This is a genomic window from Gemmata sp. SH-PL17 (genome assembly GCF_001610855.1).
In the GTDB taxonomy this organism is placed as follows: Bacteria; Planctomycetota; Planctomycetia; order Gemmatales; family Gemmataceae; genus Gemmata; species Gemmata massiliana.
Map to the genome: position 1 here is coordinate 3351151 of NZ_CP011271.1, position 18556 is coordinate 3369706.

Genomic DNA, 18556 nt, shown 5'->3' on the forward strand with positions numbered 1-18556 from the left:
ACAGATTCCTTTCTCCCCCGCTCTCGCAGGCGGGGTTCGCCTGGAAGTCTCCATGTCGACATCGAATCCCGAACTCGATCGGTTGAACGATACCAACGAGCTCCCCGTCTGGCGGCGGTGGGGGCCGTACCTCGCGGACCGGCAGTGGAGCACCGTGCGCGAGGACTACTCGCCCACCGGCGACCCCTGGGGGTACTTCCCGTTCTGGCACGCGCACCGGCGCGCGTACCGGTGGGGCGAGGACGGGCTGGCCGGCGTTAGCGACGACAGCCAGTACCTGTGCCTCGCGCTCGCACTGTGGAACGGCGCGGACCCGATCCTGAAGGAGCGCCTGTTCGGGCTGCCGAACGAGGACGGGAACCACGGCGAGGACGTGAAGGAGCTGTACTACTACGCCGACGCGACGCCGACGCACTCGTACTTGAAGATGCTCTACAAGTACCCGCAGGCGCGCTTCCCCTACGAGAAACTGCACGACGAGAGCAAGCGCCGGGGGCGCCACGACCCCGAGTACGAGATCCTCGATTCCGGCGTGTTCGACGACAACCGGTACTTCGACGTGTTCGTGGAGTACGCGAAGGCCGGGCCGCGCGACATCCTGATGCGCGTTACTGCACACAACCGCGGACCGGACCCGGCTCCTCTGCACATTCTGCCGACGCTCTGGTTCCGCAACACTTGGGCCTGGAAGCCCGACCAACCGCGCCCGGCGTTCGTGCCCTCGTCGCACGCAGGGCTGAAAGCGTTCCACCCGGAATGGGATGCGTACCGGTTCTGGGCCGGCGCCCCCCAGCAGTCCGGCGAGGCGTTCGACGAGAATGTTCCGCCGATCGATCGCGTCGGGTACCTGTTCACCGACAACGAAACGAACGCGCCCGCGCTGTTCAACGCGCCGGGCGAGGGGTACTTCAAGGACGGGTTCCACGAGTACGTTATTAACGGTAATCGGGCCGCGGTGAACCCGGAGGGGACAGGTACTAAAGCGGCCGCGCACTACACGTTTATGATCCCGCCGGGGCAGTCGGTCACGGTGCGGTGCCGGCTCCGGCACGCTTCCGACGGGCCGAACGACCCGTTCGTGGGATTCGATCAGATCTTCAAAGACCGGATCGCCGAAGCGGACCAGTATTTCGAGAGCTTCCAGCAAGACATCCCGGACGCGGACGCGCGCCGCGTGCAGCGCCAGGCGGTGGCGGGGCTGATCTGGACGAAGCAGTTCTACCAGTACGACACGTACCGCTGGCTGAAGGGCGATTCGGCGACCATCACGCCTCCCGAACAGCGCTGGTACGCGCGCAACAGCGACTGGCAGCACTTCAAGGCGGCCGACATTCTCTCGATGCCGGACAAGTGGGAGTACCCGTACTTCTGCGCGTGGGACACCGCGTTCCACGCGGTCGCGTTCGCGCCGTTCGACCCGGAGTTCGCCAAGGACCAATTGCTGCTCCTGTGCCGCGAGTGGTACACACACCCGAACGGCCAGTTACCGGCCTACGAGTGGAACTTCTCTGACGCGAATCCGCCGGTCCACGCCTGGGCCGCGTGGCGCGTGTTCCAGATCGACCGCAAGCACCGGCACACGTTCCGCACCGGCGGGCACGAGTCGCACGGCAACCCGGAGGAGTGCGAGGCGGACGCGGACTGGGAGTTCCTGGAGCGCGTGTTCCACAAGCTCATGATTAACTTCACCTGGTGGGTGAACCGGAAGGACGCGCAGGGGCGGAACGTGTTCCAGGGCGGGTTCCTGGGGCTGGACAACATCGGCGTGTTCGACCGGAGCCACCCGCTCCCGACCGGGGGATTCATCAACCAGGCGGACGGCACCGCGTGGATGGCGATGTACGCGCTGAACCTCATGCGCATCGCGCTCGAACTCGCGACCCGGAACCCGGTGTACGAGGACATCGCGATCAAGTTCTTCGAGCACTTCCTCGGTATCGCGAAGGCGATGACCGACATGGCGGGGAAGGGCGTCGGGCTGTGGAGCGAAGAGGACGGGTTCTACTACGACGAACTCACGCTGCCGGACGGACACGTCGAGCGCCTCAAGGTGCGCTCGATGGTGGGGCTGATCCCGCTGTTCGCGGTGGAGGTGCTGGAGCCGGAACTGCTCGCGAAGATGCCCGCGTTCGCGGCGCGCCTGCGGTGGGTGCTGGAGAACCGCGCGGACATGGCTGGGCTGGTGTCGCGCTGGTTCGAGCCGGGGCGCGGCGAGCGCCGGTTGCTCTCGCTGCTCCGCGGGCACCGCATTAAGAAATTGCTCTCGCGCGTGATGGACGAGAACGAATTCCTCAGCCCGTTCGGGGTGCGCGGGCTCTCGCGTTACCACCGCGAGCACCCGTACACGTTCCGCATGGGCGATCACACGGTCTCGGTGGGGTACGTGCCGGGCGATTCGGACACCGGGATGTTCGGCGGCAACTCGAACTGGCGCGGCCCGGTCTGGTTCCCGGTCAACTTCCTCATCATCGAGAGTTTGCAGAAGTTCCACCACTATTACGGCCCCGACTTCAAGATCGAGTTCCCGGTCGGGAGCGGGAAAGAGGTGACGGTGCTGGAAGCGGGCGTCGAGATCACCCGGCGCCTCACGCGCTTGTTCCTGCGCGACGCGAACGGGCTGCGCCCGTGCTTCGGCAAGTACGAGAAGATGCAGAGCGACCCGCACTTCCGCGACTACCTGCTGTTCCACGAGTTCTTCCACGGCGACCACGGCGCGGGCCTGGGCGCGAGCCACCAGACGGGCTGGACGGCGCTCGTGGCGAAGCTCCTCGTGCCGCGCCGCGGCGAGCGGCTCTACGACGAACTCGCTGCGGCCGAACCCGCGCCGGTTCAGGGCCAGCCGTCCGGTATCTCGGTGGGCAAGTCGGCGCGCACGGGGCAGCAGTAGCGATTTTCCCTGGGACCGCGGGCGTAGCGCCCGCCACTTCCAGCCTGAATGGGTTTCCGGCGATACCGTGTGGTCACCGACATGTGAAGCGGCGGGCGAGACGCCCGCAGTCCCAGGAAAGAGGGTAAACCGGGCTATTACGCGCTACTCGGCTTGGGCTAAACTTCAGGGATATGGAGGGCTTCACGATGGCGACCGTTGATCTGCTCGTACCACCCACAACGTCACAGCGCGACCCGTCACCGCGTTTGTGGACCGTTGCCGAGTTCGAGCGGATGCGGCAACTCGGGCTTTTCGCCGGGCACACGGTCGATCTAGTCGGCGGAACCGTGATGGAATGCACCGATCCGCCGCACCCGTTTGTGTTTACTCGAAAGGAGTATCACGCGCTCGGCGACAGCCAGTTCTTCCGCGATCAGCGCGTGCAGTTGATCGGCGGGGTCATCTTGGAGGAAACGGCCGTGATGAACCCGCCCCATGCGGTTACGATCCGGCTCGTGTCAAAAGCTCTTGAAGCGATCTTCTCGCATGGATTCGATGTGCGCTGCCAGTTACCACTCAACTTGGGACAGATTTCCGAACCTGAACCGGATGTCGCCGTGGTCCCCGGCTCACCACGCGATTATTTCGTCGATCATCCGAGGACCGCTCTTCTGGTTGTCGAAGTGAGCGAAACGACGATCCACGAAGACACGCACGATAAGGCGAGTTTGTACGCGACCGGTGGGATCGCGGATTACTGGGTCGTTGATCTCACGACCGATCGCGTGCTGGTGTTCCGATCGCCCGCGCCGGATGCCGCGTCGCGCTTCGGGATGAATTATGCGTCCGTGAGTGCCCACGGGCGCGACGACAAGGTTACGCCGCTCGCGGTCCCTCAATCGCGCATCGCCGTTAGCGATCTCCTGCCGTGATCTGGTTGATCGCATTCGGCTGTTCCTTCCCTGTACGGGGTAACTGGAGGGCTCAGCACCTCGCGCCGCTTTACATTTGTGGCCGCGGGGCGTCACGTGGCGTTCGCGGTAGTCATTTTTTGTCGCGTACCGGCGCTCATCCCACTTTCACGAACTGCGGCACGGTAAAGAAGCCCTCCTTTTGTCGGGGTCGGGGTTGACTGAATCGTGTGGGCCGTCTATAGGTCTCCTACTTTACGGTTCACATATCCCGGCCAGCGGAGCGGCCGGGCGGACGCGCCCCGGTCGACGGAAGACCCTTATGTTGAGCGAACGGATTCCCAGCGGCGAGCGCCCACCGGTGCCCCGCCGTAAGGTGATCGACTTGCAGGAGCTGACCGCGCTCCTGCCGCCGCTCAGGGCCGGGGGGCGCAAGGTGGTGCTGTGCCACGGGGCGTTCGACCCGCTCCACGCCGGTCACATCCGCCACTTCCAACAGGCCCGCGAACTGGGCCACATTCTGATCGTCACCGTGACCCCGGACCGGTTCGTGAGCGCCGGTCCGCCGGCGTTCCGGGAGGACGTGCGGGCCGAGTCCATCGCGGCCCTGGAGTGCGTCGATTTCGTGGCCGTCAACAAGTGGCCGATGGCGGTCGAGTGCATTCAGGCGCTGCGCCCGGACGTGTTCGTCAAGGGGCCGGACCTGGTGCCCGAGTGCGCGGCCCCCGAAGAACAGGCGATCGCGGCCGTCGGGGGCACGGTCGCGTCTACGGCGACCGCTTTGGGGACCGCGGACCTGACTCCCCAGTTCCCGACCCTCTCGCGGGCCGCGAACGAGTACCTGGCCGGGTTCGCCGGCCGGTACGGTCCCGAAACGGTACTGCGGTACCTGGACGGGATCCGGCCGCTGAAAGTGCTGATCGTCGGTGAGACGATCATCGACGAGTACCACTACTGCGAGGCCATCGGGAAAGCGTCCAAGGAACCGACTCTCGCGGTCAAATCGCTCTCGGTCGAACAGTTCGCGGGGGGGGTGCTGGCGACCGCCAACCACCTGGCGAACTTCTGCGGCGACGTGTCGCTGGTGAGCATGTTGGGCGAGCAGAACTCGCACGAGCGGTTCGTCGGGGGGGCCCTCAACCCGGGGATCAAGACCCGGTTCGTGCGCCGGCCCGGGGCCCCCACCATCGTCAAGCGCCGGTTCGTCGAACAGTACTTCTTCACCAAACTGTTCGAGGTGTACGAGATCAACGACAGCCACCTGAGCGAAGCGGACAGCGCCGCCGTGTGCCGCGAACTGCGCCAGCGGGTGGGCGAGTTCGACGCGGTCCTGGTGTTCGACTTCGGGCACGAGATGCTCGGACCGGAGGCCGTGCGGGTGCTGTGCGACGAGGCCCGGTTCCTGGCCGTGAACACGCAATCCAACGCGGGCAATTTCGGGTACCACACGGCGTCCAAGTACCCGCGGGCCGATTACGTGTGCATTACCGAGGGCGAGTTGCGCCTCGATTCGCGGGACCGCCGGGGCGACCTGCGGCACATGATCGACGCGCTGGTGCGCCGGACCGGGTGCGGGGCCGTATCGGTTACCCGCGGCGCGCGCGGGTGCCTGTGCTACAGCCCGACCGACGGGTTCACCGAGGTGCCGGCGTTCGCGGGCAAGATCGTGGACCGGGTCGGGGCCGGGGACGCCTTCCTCACTCTGGCCGCCCCGTGCGTGGTTCAGGGCGCGCCGGTCGAGGTGGCCGGGTTTCTCGGGAACGTGGCCGGCGCCCAGGCCGTGGCCACGGTGTGCAACCGGAGCCCGATCGAGCGCGACTCGCTCGTCCGGTACGTCCGTCACCTGCTGAAGTAGGCCCCGAGCCCGTGACCCGCTGAAGGAGAGAGGTACCAGGTGCAAAACGACACGGCCCGGCGGCTCTACCGCGAGATGCTCCGCATCCGGCTCATCGAAGAGGGGATCGCCGACCTGTACCCCGAGCAGCAGATGCGGTGCCCGGTTCACCTGTGCATCGGCCAGGAGGCCGTGTGCGCCGGGGTGTGCGACGCGCTCGACCGCGACGACCTCGTGATGAGCACCCACCGCGCGCACGGGCACTACCTCGCTAAGGGGGGGAGCCTGCGGGCGATGATGGCCGAAATGTACGGCAAGGCCACCGGGTGCTGCGGGGGCATGGGCGGGTCCATGCACCTGATCGACCTGTCGGTCGGGTTCCTCGGGGCCACCCCGATCGTGGCCAGCACGATCCCGATCGCGGTCGGGGCCGCGTTCGGGGCGGTGAGCAGCGGGCACCCCCGCGTCGTGGTCACGTTCTTCGGTGAGGGAGCGACCGAGGAGGGCGTGTTCCACGAGGCTTTGAACTTCGCCGCGCTCAAGAAGTTGCCGGTGCTGTTCGTGTGCGAAAACAACCTGTACTCCGTGTACTCGCCGCTGTCGGTACGGCAGCCCGAGGGGCGCGAGGTGGCGGCGCTGGCGCGCGGGCACGGTGTGCCCAGTGTGCAGGGTGACGGGAACGACGTTCTCGCGGTGCGCCGAATGACGGCCGAGGCGCTCGAACACGTGCGCTCGACCGGCCCGGCGTTCCTGGAGTTCAAGACGTACCGCTGGCGCGAGCACTGCGGCCCGAACTTCGACAACGACATCGGGTACCGCACCCCGGCCGAGTACGAGCGGTGGCGCGAACTGTGCCCGCTCGACCGGCTCCGCGAAACCGGGCTCGCCGCGGGCGCGTTTACCGGTGCCGATATTGAAGCCTGGACCGCCGAAATCAAGGACGAGTTCGCGGGCGCGGCGCGGTTCGCGAAGGACAGCCCGTTCCCCGGGCCGGACGCCCTGATGCGGAACGTCTACGCGGGCGCCGTTTCCGCGCACCCGCTCGCTCGGGCCGCCTGACCACTACGCGAACCGCGTCACGGAGGATGCACCGGTCATGTCCCGCGAACTGAAATACTTCCAGGCCGTCCACGAGGCCACCGACCTGTGCATGGCCAAGGACTCGGCCGTGTACGTGATCGGGTTGGGGGCGACCGACCCCAAGGGCATCTTCGGCACCACCGCGGGGCTGGAGCAGAAGTACGGCGGCGCCCGCGTCATGGACATGCCGTGTGCCGAGAACGGCATGACCGGTGTCGCCATCGGTTCGGCTCTCACCGGAATGCGCCCGATCCTCTTGCACCAGCGCATCGATTTCGCCGTTCTGACGATGGAGCAGATCGTCAATCAGGCGGCCAAGTGGCACTACATGTTCGGCGGGCAGAAGAGCGTGCCGCTCGTCGTCCGGTTGCTGGTCGGGCGCGGGTGGGGGCAGGGGCCGCAGCACTCGCAGAGCCTCCAGTCGTGGTTCGCACACATCCCGGGGCTGAGGGTGGTGATGCCCAGCACGCCGCAGGACGCGAAGGGGCTGCTGATCTCGGCCGTCGAGGACGACAACCCGGTCGTGTTCATCGAGCACCGGTGGCTGCACAACATCACGGGGCCGGTGCCCGAGGGACTGTACCGGGTGCCGTTCGGTAAGGCCCGCGTGCTGCGGCCCGGGCGCGACGTGACCATCGTGGCCCTGTCGCACATGGCGCTGGAGGCGCACCGGGCGGCCGAGGTGCTGGCCCGCGAGGGGGTCGACGCCGAGGTGATCGACCCGCGGAGCCTGCGCCCGTTCGACGCCGAGACGGTCGTCGAATCGGTCCGAAAAACCGGTCGACTAATCGTGGCGGACACGAGCTGGACGCACGCCGGGTTCTCCGCCGAGGTGGTGGCGCGAGTCGCAGAAGAAGTCGACTCGCTCAAGTGCCGGCCGCGCCGCATCGGGCTCCCGGACTGCCCGACCCCGACCACCCCGGCGCTGGCCGGGGCGTTCTACCCGGGGGCGTTCGACATCGTCGCGGCGGCGTGCGAAATGGTGCAGGGGCGCACGCCCCCGCGCCCGGCCGCCGACCCGCGGGCACACCTGGACGTGCCCGACCCGAGCTTCACCGGACCGTTCTGACGCGGGTGGCGGGGCGGGGACCAGAAACTGGGGGAACTCATGGGAACGTCGAACGGGGCGCCGGTCCGGGTGGAGAAGGTGTACGAGCAGACGGCGGACATTTTGTTCGCCGCGGACGAGATCGCGCTCGGCCCGTGGACGTCGTACAGCCTCGTCAACGACCCGAAGCACATGTGCTTTGTGCTCTCGCGGTACAAGTTCGTTGCCAAACTGTTGCAGGGCAAGAAGAGCGTACTCGAGGTCGGGGCGGGCGACGGCTTCGGGCTCCCGATCGTCGCCCAGGCCGTACCGCGCGTCTACGCGCTCGACTGGGACCCGCGGCTCGTGGACGGGAACGCCCGGCGCCTCGCGCACCTGAAGAACGTGACCTACCTGCACGGCGACATCAACACCGCGGCCCCGGACCTGAAGGTGGACGCGGCATACACGGTCGACGTCATCGAGCACGTCGACCCCGCGGGTGAGGCCCGGTTCGTGGAGAACATCGTCCGGTGTCTGCCCGCCAACGGCGTCCTGTTGACCGGAACCCCGAACGTGACCAGCGCGGCCTACGCCTCGCCCCAGAGTCAGGTGGGGCACATCAACCTCAAGAGCATGGCCACGCTCCGCGAGCTGATGGAGCGGTACTTCGAGAACGTGTTCATGTTCGGGATGAACGACGAGGTCGTGCACACCGGGTACGCACCGATGTGCCACTACATTTGGGCGCTGGCCGTCGGGGTCCGCCCGGGCCGCTAGGCCGCCGGCGCCCGCTCGGTACCGCTACGCACCACACAACCCGGAGGCACCGATGACGGCTCGGCCGTTCGACGGACTGCACAAGCAGGGGATCGACGCCGCGGTCGAACAGCGATTGGCGGAGCACTGCGCGGAGTACAAGATCGATCCGCTGACGGCCGTGCAAATGTTTCCGGTTCTGGTCCGCCGCCAGTGGCTGAAGCGGTTCCTGGCGCACACCGAACTGTTCCGGCTGACCCTCGACGTGCCCGGCGACATCGCCGAGGTGGGGGTGTTCCGCGGTTCGGGCCTGATGACCTGGGCCAACCTGTTGGAGTGCTACTGCATCGGCGACCGCACGAAAGTCGTTTACGGGTTCGACAACTGGAAGGGGTTCACCGAACTGGCCCCCGAGGACGGGCGCGTGGAGGCGACCGTTCAGAAGGACGTCGGCGGGTTCTCCCCGGAGCCGTACTTCGAGGAGCTGAAGAGCGCCATCGACATCTTCGACCGCGACCGGTTCGTCTCGTGGAAGGACCGTATCAAACTGGTGGTCGGGGACATCGTCGAAACGCCGCGGGCGTTCGTCGCGGAGAACCCCGGCGTGCGGTTCAGCCTCGTCCACATGGACTGCGACCTGTACCGGCCGACGCGGGCCGCCGTCGAAGCGTTCTGGCCGCGGCTGAGCCGCGGCGGGGTCATTATCTTCGACGAGTACGCCATCAAACAGTGGCCGGGCGAGACCCAAGCGGTGGACGAGCTCCTGGCCGGGCTGCCCGGCGTCCGGGTGCGCACCTTCCCGTGGACCAACGCCCCGGCCGGGTACATCGTCAAGGAGTGACCCAGCGGCGCCCCGGAGACCCTACGCATGGACCTGTCTTGTTTCCGCGAACACGGCTACCAGGTGTTTCGCGGCGTGTTCACCCCGGGCGAAGTGGCCGGGGTCCGGGCGCACCTGACCGGTGCGATGCGGGTGATGCTGGACGAGCTGCACCGGACGTTCGGCACCGCGGACGAGGCGGGCCTGTGTGCCGCCATCGACGCGGCGACCGGGGCCCGGTTCGAGCACCTGGACCAGAACCTGCGGAACATGATGTCCGGGCACTTCCCCCTGAGCGCCCGGCTGGACCCGGAGATGTGGGCGGTGCCGCGCGCGGCCGGCCTGCGGCGGGTGCTGGAAACCGTGCTCGGGGACGAGCGGCTGTTCATGCACATGCCGCCCACGTCGCGGTTCGTGCTGGCCGGCAACAGGCACGCCGGCGTGCCCGCCCACCAGGACGTCAGCTACAACCCGCACATGACCGACTTCGTCACGGTGTGGGTGCCGTTCACCGTGATCGACGAGCGGTGCGGCGGGGTGATGGTGTACGAGCAGACCAACCGGCCGCTGGAACTGCTCGCCGACAAGGGGCGCAAGTTCTGGTTCGAGGGGGTGGACACGGGCGCCCGCCCCGGGGTCCACTGCACGATGGACCCCGGCGATTGTTTGGTGCTCAACCGCTGGGTGGTCCATGCGTCGGTGCCGAACACCTCGGACCGCACCCGCATCAGCACCGACTTCCGCTTCTTCCCGAGCCGGGAGAAGTCCACCAAGCACTACCTGGACATGCAGGAGTGGCGGGTGGTGAACCCGTCGGCCGCGGCGGCCTGACGACCGCTCCCGAAGGGACGGGGGAACCGAACCGCGCCGGTGGTGCCGGCCGGCGCGATCACACAAGGGTACCGCGAATGTCTGGCCCCACGCACTTCCACTTCATCACCGTCGTGTGGGGCGCGCAGTACGTTGAAACCTTTTTGAAGACCGTCGTTCCCAATAACTTGTCGCCCGGTAACCTGCCGGCACTGCGGACCCGGGACCGCTCGGTCTACGTCATCGCCACCGCCCCGCCGGACGCGGACCGGATCCGGGCCTCCGCCGAGTACAAGCGCCTCTCTGCGTGTATGCGGACCGAGGTCGTGGCGTTCGACGACATCGACTTTACCCAAAACAAGTACGCGGCCATGACCGAGTGCCACCGCCGGACCGTGCGGGCGGCCGAGGGCGACGGGGCCGCGGTCGTCTTCCTCGCCCCCGACGCCATCTGGTCCGACGGGAGCTTCGCCCGGCTCGAGGCGATCGCCGCGACGGGCAAGCGGTTGATCGCGATGTGCGGGCTCCGCGTCGTGCGCGAGACGTTCGCGCCGGACCTGCTCGCGGCGCACTTCCGGCCCGCGGACGGCACGCTGACCGTCGGCGCGCGCGACCTGGTGCGGCTCTCGTTGCGGCACCTGCACCCGATCTGCGGCCAGCTCTTCTGGGACTCCCCCGTGTTCGCCGGCTGGCCGTCGCTCCTTTTCTGGCGGGCCGGCCGGGACGGGATCTTGGCCCGCTGTTTTCACCTCCACCCGCTCATGGTCCACTCCGCCCACAGGGGGGTCGTCCCGGAAGGCACCGTGGACGCGGACTACATCTGGCTGGCGTGCCCGGACCCCGGTGACGTTTACGTCGTCGGGGACTCGGACGAGATCTTCGCCTGTGACATGAGCCCCGCGGCCCAGAACATTTGTGAGTTCGCGCCCAATACCGCGAGCGTCGAGAGCGTCGCGGCCTTCGCGCGCCAGCAGGCCAACGAGCAGCACCGCCGGTTCTTGGCGCACCGGATCCGCCTCCACGCCGGGATCGAGCCCGACGCGCTCGACTGGGGGGCGGCGGAAGCGGCTTCCGACGCGACCGTGGACGCGATCCTCGACTTGCTGGCCCCGCCCGCCCTCATCGCGCCCGCGCCCCCCGCGCCGGAACCGGAACTACCCGCCCCGCCGGAACCGCCGGTCGCGGTCGTGGTGCCGGTTCACGGCCCCGGTCGGTGGCGCTTCTTATCGCCCCGGTACTTGACCCGAAAGCTGTTCGAGAAGGGGCCGCGCGAGTTTCTCTGGGTAGGGGTCCGAAAGATCCGGCGCCGGCTGGGGAGCGGGCGCCGCGGCTGAAGTCGACGTCAACGGGCAGGAAATAAGGAGGTTCTCGTGCGATCCGAGCCGGACGGTTCCGCCGTTCAACACTGTTGCAGGGGCTGCGGGAGGGATCTGAAACCGCTGTTCGCCTCGCGCCTGTCCCACTCCGTTACTTCTGCCAGCGGCATCGTGGCGCAACCGGCCCTGGTCTACCGCTGTTCGGTGTGCGCTCTGGTTCAAAAGGTCGGGGCGGAACTCGTCGCCGATTACTCGGCCGCGTATGTGCTCTTTGACAACGATACCAGCGCGGACAAGATCGTCCGCCGGCCGGGGCAACCGGACCGGACGCGGTCGGAAGTGGTGGCCCAGCTCGTTGCGGAGCGACTGAACGAGCCCCGCGCGCGCGTCCTGGAAGTGGGGTGCCACCGCGGGGCGTTTCTCGCCGCGGCCAAGGCCCGCGCCCCGGGCTGGGAGCTGCACGGTTTCGACCTGAGCCCGAGCCTCGCGCCCTGGGTGGAGCGGATCTGCGGCGCGGGCCGGTACCACCACGGGGAGCTCGCCCGGGTGCCGGGCGCGTTCGACGCCTGCGTTCTCATTCACACACTCGAGCACGTCCCGGCCCCGCACGAAACGTTAACGACGATCCGACAGTTGCTCCGCCCCGCGGGGCTCCTGTGTGTGGTCGTGCCCGACGCCATCGGGAACCCGTCGGACTTCTACACCATCGACCACACCACGCACTACGACGCCGCGCTCCTCGCCCGGACGATCGACCGCACCGGTTTCGGGACCGAGCTCGTCCCCGACCTCATCGCGAACGAGCTCACCGCCTGTGCCGTCTCCGGTGCCCCCGTTCGGGCGCCGGAAGGGGCCCCGGACTACGGCCCGGCGGTCGCCGAGTTGGAGCGGTTCGAGCGCGGGCTGGCCGCGCTCCCCGATGAGCCTTGCTACGTGTTCGGGACCGCCCTCATCGGGGTACTGGTCGCCCGGGGGCTCGGCGAACGGTGCGTCGGCTTCGTGGACGAGGCACCGTTCCAGATCGGGAAGGCGGTCCTCGGGCGGCCGGTGTGCCACCCCCGCGACGCGGCCCACCGGACCGTCGTGCTCGGGGTCGCGGAATCGGTCGCGCGCCGGGTCGCCCCGCGGCTGGCGGGTTTCGGGTGCCGGGTCGTCAACCCCTGGAACTGCGAAGGAGAGCACGATGAGCGCCGGTCCGCTTGAGACCCCCGTCGCGTTTGGGGCCGACCACGAATCGCTCCTGACCAAAGGGTACACCGTCCGCCCCTTTACCGACCCGGGCTCCCTGGGTGAGATCGCCGGCGTCTGTAACGACGTCCTGGGGCGGTACGGGTTCGCCGGCGACCTGACCTCCTATCACGAGCGCGTTCCCGATCGGGAGACGCACCTGCGTGTGGTGCGCTCGATCACCGACGCCCTGCACGCGGGCGCCGTCCTGGAGCGCCTGTTTCGGCCCGAACGGGACTTCATCGTGTCGCTGCTCGGGCCGGACGTGATGGTGCAGGCGGCCCCGCACTTGCGGGTCGGGCGCGCCGGCGAAGAGACCGACGGTATCGGGCTGCACCGCGACTCGTTCTACGGCTCCTCGGCGTACCACCTGAACTTCTGGTTCCCGCTCGCGCCGCTCCCCGCCGGCAGCGGCATTTACCTGGCCGAAGGGACGCACCGGGAGCCCTCGCTCCGGGTCCGCGATCAGCCGTTCGACGACTCGTTCCGCTCGACCGTTAAGAGGGGCTCGCTGGCCCACGGGTTGGGCTTCGTTTACCAGCCGCGGACCGACGACACGATCGCCGCCCTGACGCCGGACCGGTTGACGCTCGTGGCGCCCCCGCTGAACTCCTTCGTGGTGTTTTTCGGGTGCATGGTCCACGGGGGGAGCAACGCGGGGGCCTGGACCCGCTGGACTATGGACGTCCGGTTCTCGAACATGAACGACGGCTCGGCGGTGCGCCCCGGCTACTTCCGCGAGTTCTCCCGCGGCGTGGTGAGTCGCGTCGCCCAGGCGTTCGCGCCCGCGGCCTGAAAGAGAGGGTGCGATGGTCGACACGCTGACCGGTGCCGCGCCGCGGTGCGTCCTCCTCGGGCGCGCCGGGTTCTTCGCGACCGCGCTCGCGGCGCGGCTCCGACCGCTCCTCGGCGACCGCCTCCGGGTCGTGGGCTCCGCCGAACTCGATCTCACGTCCGCGGGGTCGGCGGACCGTCTCGGCGAGATCGTGGACGGGGACACCGTTCTGATCGTCCCGGCGCGAGCCCCGCGCGGACCCGATCCGTTCCGCACTTTCACCGACGACGTCGCGATCGCGACGGCTGTGGCCCGGTGCGTGGTCGCGCGGCGCCCCCGGCGCTGCGTGTATTTTAGCTCCAGTGCGGTCTACGGGGACGCGACGTGTCATGCGGCCATCACCGAGCAAACGGCCGTCGCCCCGAGCGCGCTCTATGGAGTCTCGAAGCTCGCGGCCGAGGGCGTCATTCGCCACGCGGCGGAGCGGGCGGCCGTGCCCCTGGTGACCCTGCGCCCGTGTATGGTTTACGGCCCCGGTGATACGACCCGCCCCTACGGGCCGGGCGCCTTTCTGCACTCCGCACTACACAGCGGAAAAGTACAAGTGTTCGGCGACGGGAGCGAGGTCCGGGATTACCTGTTCGTGCGCGATCTGGCGGAGATCACAGCGGCCCTTGCCTTCAACGGGTCACCGGGGGTCTACAATCTGGCCACCGGGCAGAGCCACTCGTTTCGGCAATTGTGGGCGCACCTCCGCGCCCTTGTCGGCCGCCCGTTCGAGGTGGTTTCCGTGCCGCGCGACCGGGCGCGGACTGACCAGACCTTCGACATCGCCCGGTTACGTGCCGCGCTCCCGGATCTGCGGTTCACTCCCCTGGAAAAGGGTCTCGCCGATACGGTCGCTTCGGTTCCGGGGGCGGGCGACAGGTCTTGATTCGCTCGCGGGCATCGTCTATTCCGTTTGAACCGATGTACCATCCCGCTCCGCGTGGCGCGCTGTTCGGAGCGCTCGTGTCGGCGCCCTCCGAACACGCGCCGGACTCGGCTCCCGCGACGGCCCTTGGCTGGTCGATTCCGGAGTGACCCATGCGAACCGAAGCCGCCGTCCTGGTCGAGCTGAACCAACCGCTGCTGTCCCTCACTCTCGACCTGCCCGAACTGCGGCCCGGGCAGGTGCTGGTCGATGTGGCTTACAGCGGCGTGTGTCACAGCCAGCTCCACGAGGTCCGCGGGCGCCGCGGGCCGGACCGGTTCCTGCCGCACACGCTCGGGCACGAGGGCTCGGGCACCGTCACCGCCGTCGGCCCGGGGGTCGCGAAGGTCCGGCCCGGGGACCGCGTCGTTCTCACCTGGATCAAAGGGGACGGTGCGGACGTGCCCTCGGTTTCCTACGGGAGCGAACTGGGGCGGGTGAACTCCGGGGCGATCAGCACGTTCATGCGGCGCACGGTCACCTGCGAGAACCGGGTGGTCCCGGTGCCGGCCGAGGTGCCGCTGCGCGAGGCCGCGCTGCTCGGGTGCGCGCTGCCGACCGGGGCCGGGGTGGTGACCAACACCGCGAACCCGCCCGCGGGCAGCGCGCTGGTCGTGTTCGGGGCCGGCGGGATCGGCCTCAGCGCGGTCATGGCCGCCCGGCTGCACGGGGTCGGAACCCTGATCGCTGTGGACGTGGTGGAGCAGAAGCTGGCCGACGCGCGCCGGTTCGGGGCCACGCACACGGTCAACGCCTGCCACTGCGACCCCGTGGCCGCGATCCTGGAACTGACCGGGGGGCGCGGGGCCGACTTCGCGGTCGAGGCCGCGGGGCGCCGGGAGACGATGGAGGCCGCGTTCCGGTGCGTGCGCGACAAGGGCGGGTTGTGCGTTCTGGCCGGGAACCTGCCGCACGGCGAGCAGATCTCGCTGAACCCGTTCGACCTGATTCGCGGCAAGCGGATCGTGGGCACGTGGGGCGGGGACACGGTGCCCGATCGCGACCTGCCGCGGTACGCGCGCCTGTTCCTCGACGGCAAATTGCCGCTCGCGGACCTGATCTCGCGCGAGTACCCGCTCAGCGGGGCGAACGCGGCGCTCGACGACCTGGAGGGCGGGCGGGTCGCGCGCGCCCTCATCAACATGCTGGCCTGACCGATAGGGGGAGATTCGATGCGCGGGGCCGTTGGTACCATCGTTTTCCGGCTCGCGGTCCTGGCGTGCCGCGCGCTGCGGGTGCGGTTCCTGATGAACCCCGTGTTCCCCCCCGCGTTCTCCCGGATCGGGCACCTGGCCGCGGAACCGGACTGTTTCGTCAAAGAGGGGCGGCTCGGGTTGCGCCCCCGGTGCGTGGGCGTGCTCCTGGTGCCGCGCGCCGAGGCCGCGAACCCGTGCCTGCTCGATTACTGGCGGCAGCGGCTGTGGGTCATCAGTTCGCCGTTCTGGGTGCGTGTATTCGGCCCGCTCGCCGAGATCCCCGCGTTCCAATACCCGACCGATCCCTACGTGACGGCCATCAACGACACGGCCACGTTCGGTGCGATCCAGGCCGCTTACGCGGGGCGCCCGCCCGTGCTGAAGCTCACCGCTGCCCACCGCGCGCGCGGCGAGTCCGAGTTGCGCAAACTCGGGATACCCGAAGGGGCCTGGATCGTTGCCGTTCACTGCCGCGAGGGTGGCTACGACGCCAACGAACCAGGTGCCCGGGCGCGGAACGTTGCGATCGAAACCTACCTCCCGGCACTGCGGGCCATTGTCGCGCGGGGGGGGTGGTGCGTGCGCATGGGCGACCCGACCATGACCCCGCTGCCGCCCACCCCCGGGGTCACCGATTACGCACACAGCGCGCTGCGGAGCGACTGGATGGACGTGTTCCTGTGCGCGCGGGCGAAGTTCCTGCTCGGGAGCGCGTCGGGTCTGGCCGCGCTCGCGAGCGTGTTCGGCACTCCGTGCGCGCTCGCGAACCAGGCCCTGCCCGCGATCGCGTTCCCCTACGGGCCGGCCGACCTGTTCATCCCCAAGGCGCTCCGCGACCTGCGGACCGGGCGGCTCCTGACACTCGCCGAGATCCTCGGTGGGCGGCTCGGGAACGCTCGTTTCTCGCACTGTTTGGAACTGGCCCGAACCGGGACCGAGGACAACACGCCAGAGGACATTCGTGAGCTGGTGCTTGAAATGCTCGATGAGCTGGACGGCGCGTTCCGTGAAACCGATGAGGACCGCGCGTACCAGACCACGTACCGCAAGTTGCTCGGCCCCGGGCACTACACGTGCGGGGCCGCGTCGCGGTTCGGGCGGTTGTTCCTTCGTAGGCACCGCTGGCTGCTCGCCGAACCGGGCGCGTGCGCCCCGGACCAAAATCGGGCCGGGTGCGGTACCCCGGAGTGCCTGTGCCTGCGGAACTCGAGATGGGCCGCCCGGCAGCTCTGCACGGCCCCGGCGCCGGCCGCGGTCCGGAACTTCCCCCAAGACGTCGTCGATCCGGCACTGGACTCCGACGGCATTTACGACGACGGCTGGGTCGCCGGGGCCGCCTACTGTGTGCTGACCCACCCGCCCGGTGGTGAATTCGTGCTCCGGGGGATGCTCCCGCAGATCGGGCCGCGGCCGGCCGAGTCCGAGGTGCGCGTCTCGGTCGACGGACAGGAAGTGCTCCGGCGGGTATTGCGTTCCGGTGCCGTCGAACTGACCTGCCCGGTTCCGGCCGGTGCGGGCCGGCGCAAGGTCGAATTACAGTTCTCGTTCACACAGCCACTACTCGCCCCCGACACGCGGGCCGTCGGGATGCACCTGGCGTTCCTCGGTTTCGTATCGGCTGCGGCGGGCGCCGCTTAACAAGGGACGGTCGCGATGACGCTGGGCCGGGCCGTGTTCCTCGACCGCGACGGGGTCATCGTACCGGATAACGAGGGTGCGTTGCTGGCCCCCGCGGACGTGCAACTCCTTGATGGGGTTGGTCCGGCACTTCAGGCCCTGAAAGCGGCCGGGTTCGCGCTGATTCTCGTGACCAACCAGGCAGTAGTCGCACGCGGGCTGCTCACGGAAGCCCGGCTCGACGAGATCCACACCGAACTGAACCGTCAGCTTCGGGCCTCGGGTGCGCCCGCGCTCGACGCGGTGTTCGCGTGCCCACACCATCCGCACGCCAATGTGCCCGCGTACCGAGTCGTGTGTGAGTGCCGTAAGCCGCGCCCGGGGATGCTCCTGCGGGCCGCACGCGAGCGGGCGCTGGACCTGTCGGCGTCCGTGATGGTCGGTGACCGGATCACAGATGTGTTGGCCGGGGCGCGGGCCGGGTGCCGCACGGTACTGGTCGAGGGGCCGCAAACCAGCGCGCCACCGATCGTGACGGCCGAGCCAATCGACCCGTCGGTGCGCGCGGACCACACGTGTACGTCACTGGCAGACGCGGCCCGCTGGATTCTGGAGAGCCGATGAAGGCGATGGTATTGTGCGCCGGGTTCGGCACCCGGCTCGGGGCACTCACCCGCGAAACCCCGAAGCCCATGCTCCCGCTGGCCGGGCGGCCGGTCCTCGATTACGTCTTGCGCCACCTGGCGCGGCACGGGTTCGACGACATCGTGGTGAACCTGCACTTCCGCCCGGAGATGATCCGAGATTACTGCGGGGACGGGAGCCGGTTCGGGGTGAATCTGACCTATTCATACGAGATCGAACCACTAGGGACCGCGGGTGCGGTGCGTGCGGCGGCCGATCACTTCCGCGGGGGCTCGTTCCTGGTTCAGTACGGGGACGTGTTGACCGCCCACGACTTCGGCGCGCTACGGGCCGCGCACGCGGAACGCGGGGCGCTGGCCACGATCCTCACGCACCGTCGGGCCAGGTCCAATAGCGTGGTTGTCGTTGGAGCCGATGAGCGCGTGGAGCGATTTCTCGAACGGCCGACGGAAGAGGAGCGACGAGGCGTCGATTCGGACCGCGTGTTTTCGGGTGTGCTTCTGGCCGAACCGGAGGTACTCGATTTGATCCCACCCACCGGGCCGCGCGATTTCCCGCGGGACGTGTTCCCCGCGGTCGTTGGAGCCGGTCGACTGTACGCGCACCCGCTGAACGGGTACCGGTGTGCGATCGACTCCCCCGAACGGCTCGCGGCGGCCGAAGCCGCGGTGCGAGACGGGCTGGTCGGCTGATCCGG

Annotated in this window: 16 protein-coding genes; all 16 read left to right on the forward strand. The window is 68.7% G+C overall.

The window, feature by feature from the left end:
• Positions 1 to 52 precede the first annotated feature (52 nt).
• The 16 genes from VT84_RS14010 (at position 53) to VT84_RS14085 (ending at position 18551) form a co-directional block, all read left to right on the forward strand.
• Entirely contained in the window at positions 53 to 2887 is a 2835-nt protein-coding gene (locus VT84_RS14010) for an MGH1-like glycoside hydrolase domain-containing protein (RefSeq protein ID WP_052558057.1), read from the forward strand.
• Positions 2888 to 3075: 188 nt separating this feature from the next.
• Positions 3076 to 3801, forward strand: a complete 726-nt coding sequence (locus VT84_RS14015; protein WP_162271701.1) for a Uma2 family endonuclease — start codon at positions 3076 to 3078, stop codon at positions 3799 to 3801.
• Between the two features lie 340 nt (positions 3802 to 4141).
• Entirely contained in the window at positions 4142 to 5635 is a 1494-nt protein-coding gene (locus VT84_RS14020) for a PfkB family carbohydrate kinase (RefSeq protein ID WP_162271702.1), read from the forward strand.
• Positions 5636 to 5674: 39 nt separating this feature from the next.
• Positions 5675 to 6673 carry a thiamine pyrophosphate-dependent dehydrogenase E1 component subunit alpha gene (locus VT84_RS14025; RefSeq protein WP_157469499.1) on the forward strand — a complete coding sequence of 333 codons (999 nt, stop codon included), beginning with the start codon at positions 5675 to 5677 and terminating at the stop codon, positions 6671 to 6673.
• A gap of 37 nt (positions 6674 to 6710) precedes the next feature.
• Positions 6711 to 7763: an alpha-ketoacid dehydrogenase subunit beta gene (locus VT84_RS14030; RefSeq protein WP_082839993.1), complete on the forward strand. Its 1053-nt coding sequence runs from the start codon at positions 6711 to 6713 to the stop codon at positions 7761 to 7763.
• A 39-nt stretch (positions 7764 to 7802) separates the two neighbouring features.
• Positions 7803 to 8501 carry a class I SAM-dependent methyltransferase gene (locus tag VT84_RS14035; protein ID WP_082839994.1) on the forward strand — a complete coding sequence of 233 codons (699 nt, stop codon included), beginning with the start codon at positions 7803 to 7805 and terminating at the stop codon, positions 8499 to 8501.
• Between the two features lie 52 nt (positions 8502 to 8553).
• The gene (locus VT84_RS14040; RefSeq protein ID WP_052558043.1) at positions 8554 to 9321 is read left to right on the forward strand and encodes a TylF/MycF/NovP-related O-methyltransferase; all 768 of its coding nucleotides are present in this window, start codon (positions 8554 to 8556) and stop codon (positions 9319 to 9321) included.
• A 27-nt stretch (positions 9322 to 9348) separates the two neighbouring features.
• The gene (locus tag VT84_RS14045; protein WP_052558042.1) at positions 9349 to 10131 is read left to right on the forward strand and encodes a phytanoyl-CoA dioxygenase family protein; all 783 of its coding nucleotides are present in this window, start codon (positions 9349 to 9351) and stop codon (positions 10129 to 10131) included.
• A gap of 77 nt (positions 10132 to 10208) precedes the next feature.
• Complete coding sequence (locus tag VT84_RS14050; protein WP_082839995.1) at positions 10209 to 11444, forward strand: hypothetical protein; 1236 nt, start codon at positions 10209 to 10211, stop codon at positions 11442 to 11444.
• Positions 11445 to 11480: 36 nt separating this feature from the next.
• Complete coding sequence (locus VT84_RS14055; protein ID WP_082839996.1) at positions 11481 to 12629, forward strand: class I SAM-dependent methyltransferase; 1149 nt, start codon at positions 11481 to 11483, stop codon at positions 12627 to 12629.
• Positions 12610 to 13449 (forward strand): hypothetical protein, encoded by an 840-nt coding sequence (locus VT84_RS14060; protein ID WP_082839997.1) that lies wholly within the window; start codon positions 12610 to 12612, stop codon positions 13447 to 13449. The genes VT84_RS14055 and VT84_RS14060 overlap by 20 nt, the downstream gene beginning before the upstream one ends.
• A 13-nt stretch (positions 13450 to 13462) precedes the next feature.
• Positions 13463 to 14362 (forward strand): NAD-dependent epimerase/dehydratase family protein, encoded by a 900-nt coding sequence (locus VT84_RS14065; RefSeq protein WP_082839998.1) that lies wholly within the window; start codon positions 13463 to 13465, stop codon positions 14360 to 14362.
• A gap of 152 nt (positions 14363 to 14514) precedes the next feature.
• Complete coding sequence (locus VT84_RS14070; protein WP_052558030.1) at positions 14515 to 15555, forward strand: zinc-binding dehydrogenase; 1041 nt, start codon at positions 14515 to 14517, stop codon at positions 15553 to 15555.
• Between the two features lie 18 nt (positions 15556 to 15573).
• The gene (locus VT84_RS14075; RefSeq protein ID WP_082839999.1) at positions 15574 to 17235 is read left to right on the forward strand and encodes a TIGR04372 family glycosyltransferase; all 1662 of its coding nucleotides are present in this window, start codon (positions 15574 to 15576) and stop codon (positions 17233 to 17235) included.
• Positions 17236 to 17250: 15 nt separating this feature from the next.
• A complete protein-coding gene (locus VT84_RS14080; protein WP_082840000.1) occupies positions 17251 to 17838 on the forward strand; it encodes a D-glycero-alpha-D-manno-heptose-1,7-bisphosphate 7-phosphatase in 588 nt (195 codons plus the stop codon).
• Positions 17835 to 18551, forward strand: a complete 717-nt coding sequence (locus VT84_RS14085) for an NDP-sugar synthase (protein WP_082840001.1) — start codon at positions 17835 to 17837, stop codon at positions 18549 to 18551. The genes VT84_RS14080 and VT84_RS14085 overlap by 4 nt, the downstream gene beginning before the upstream one ends.
• Positions 18552 to 18556: the final 5 nt, after the last annotated feature.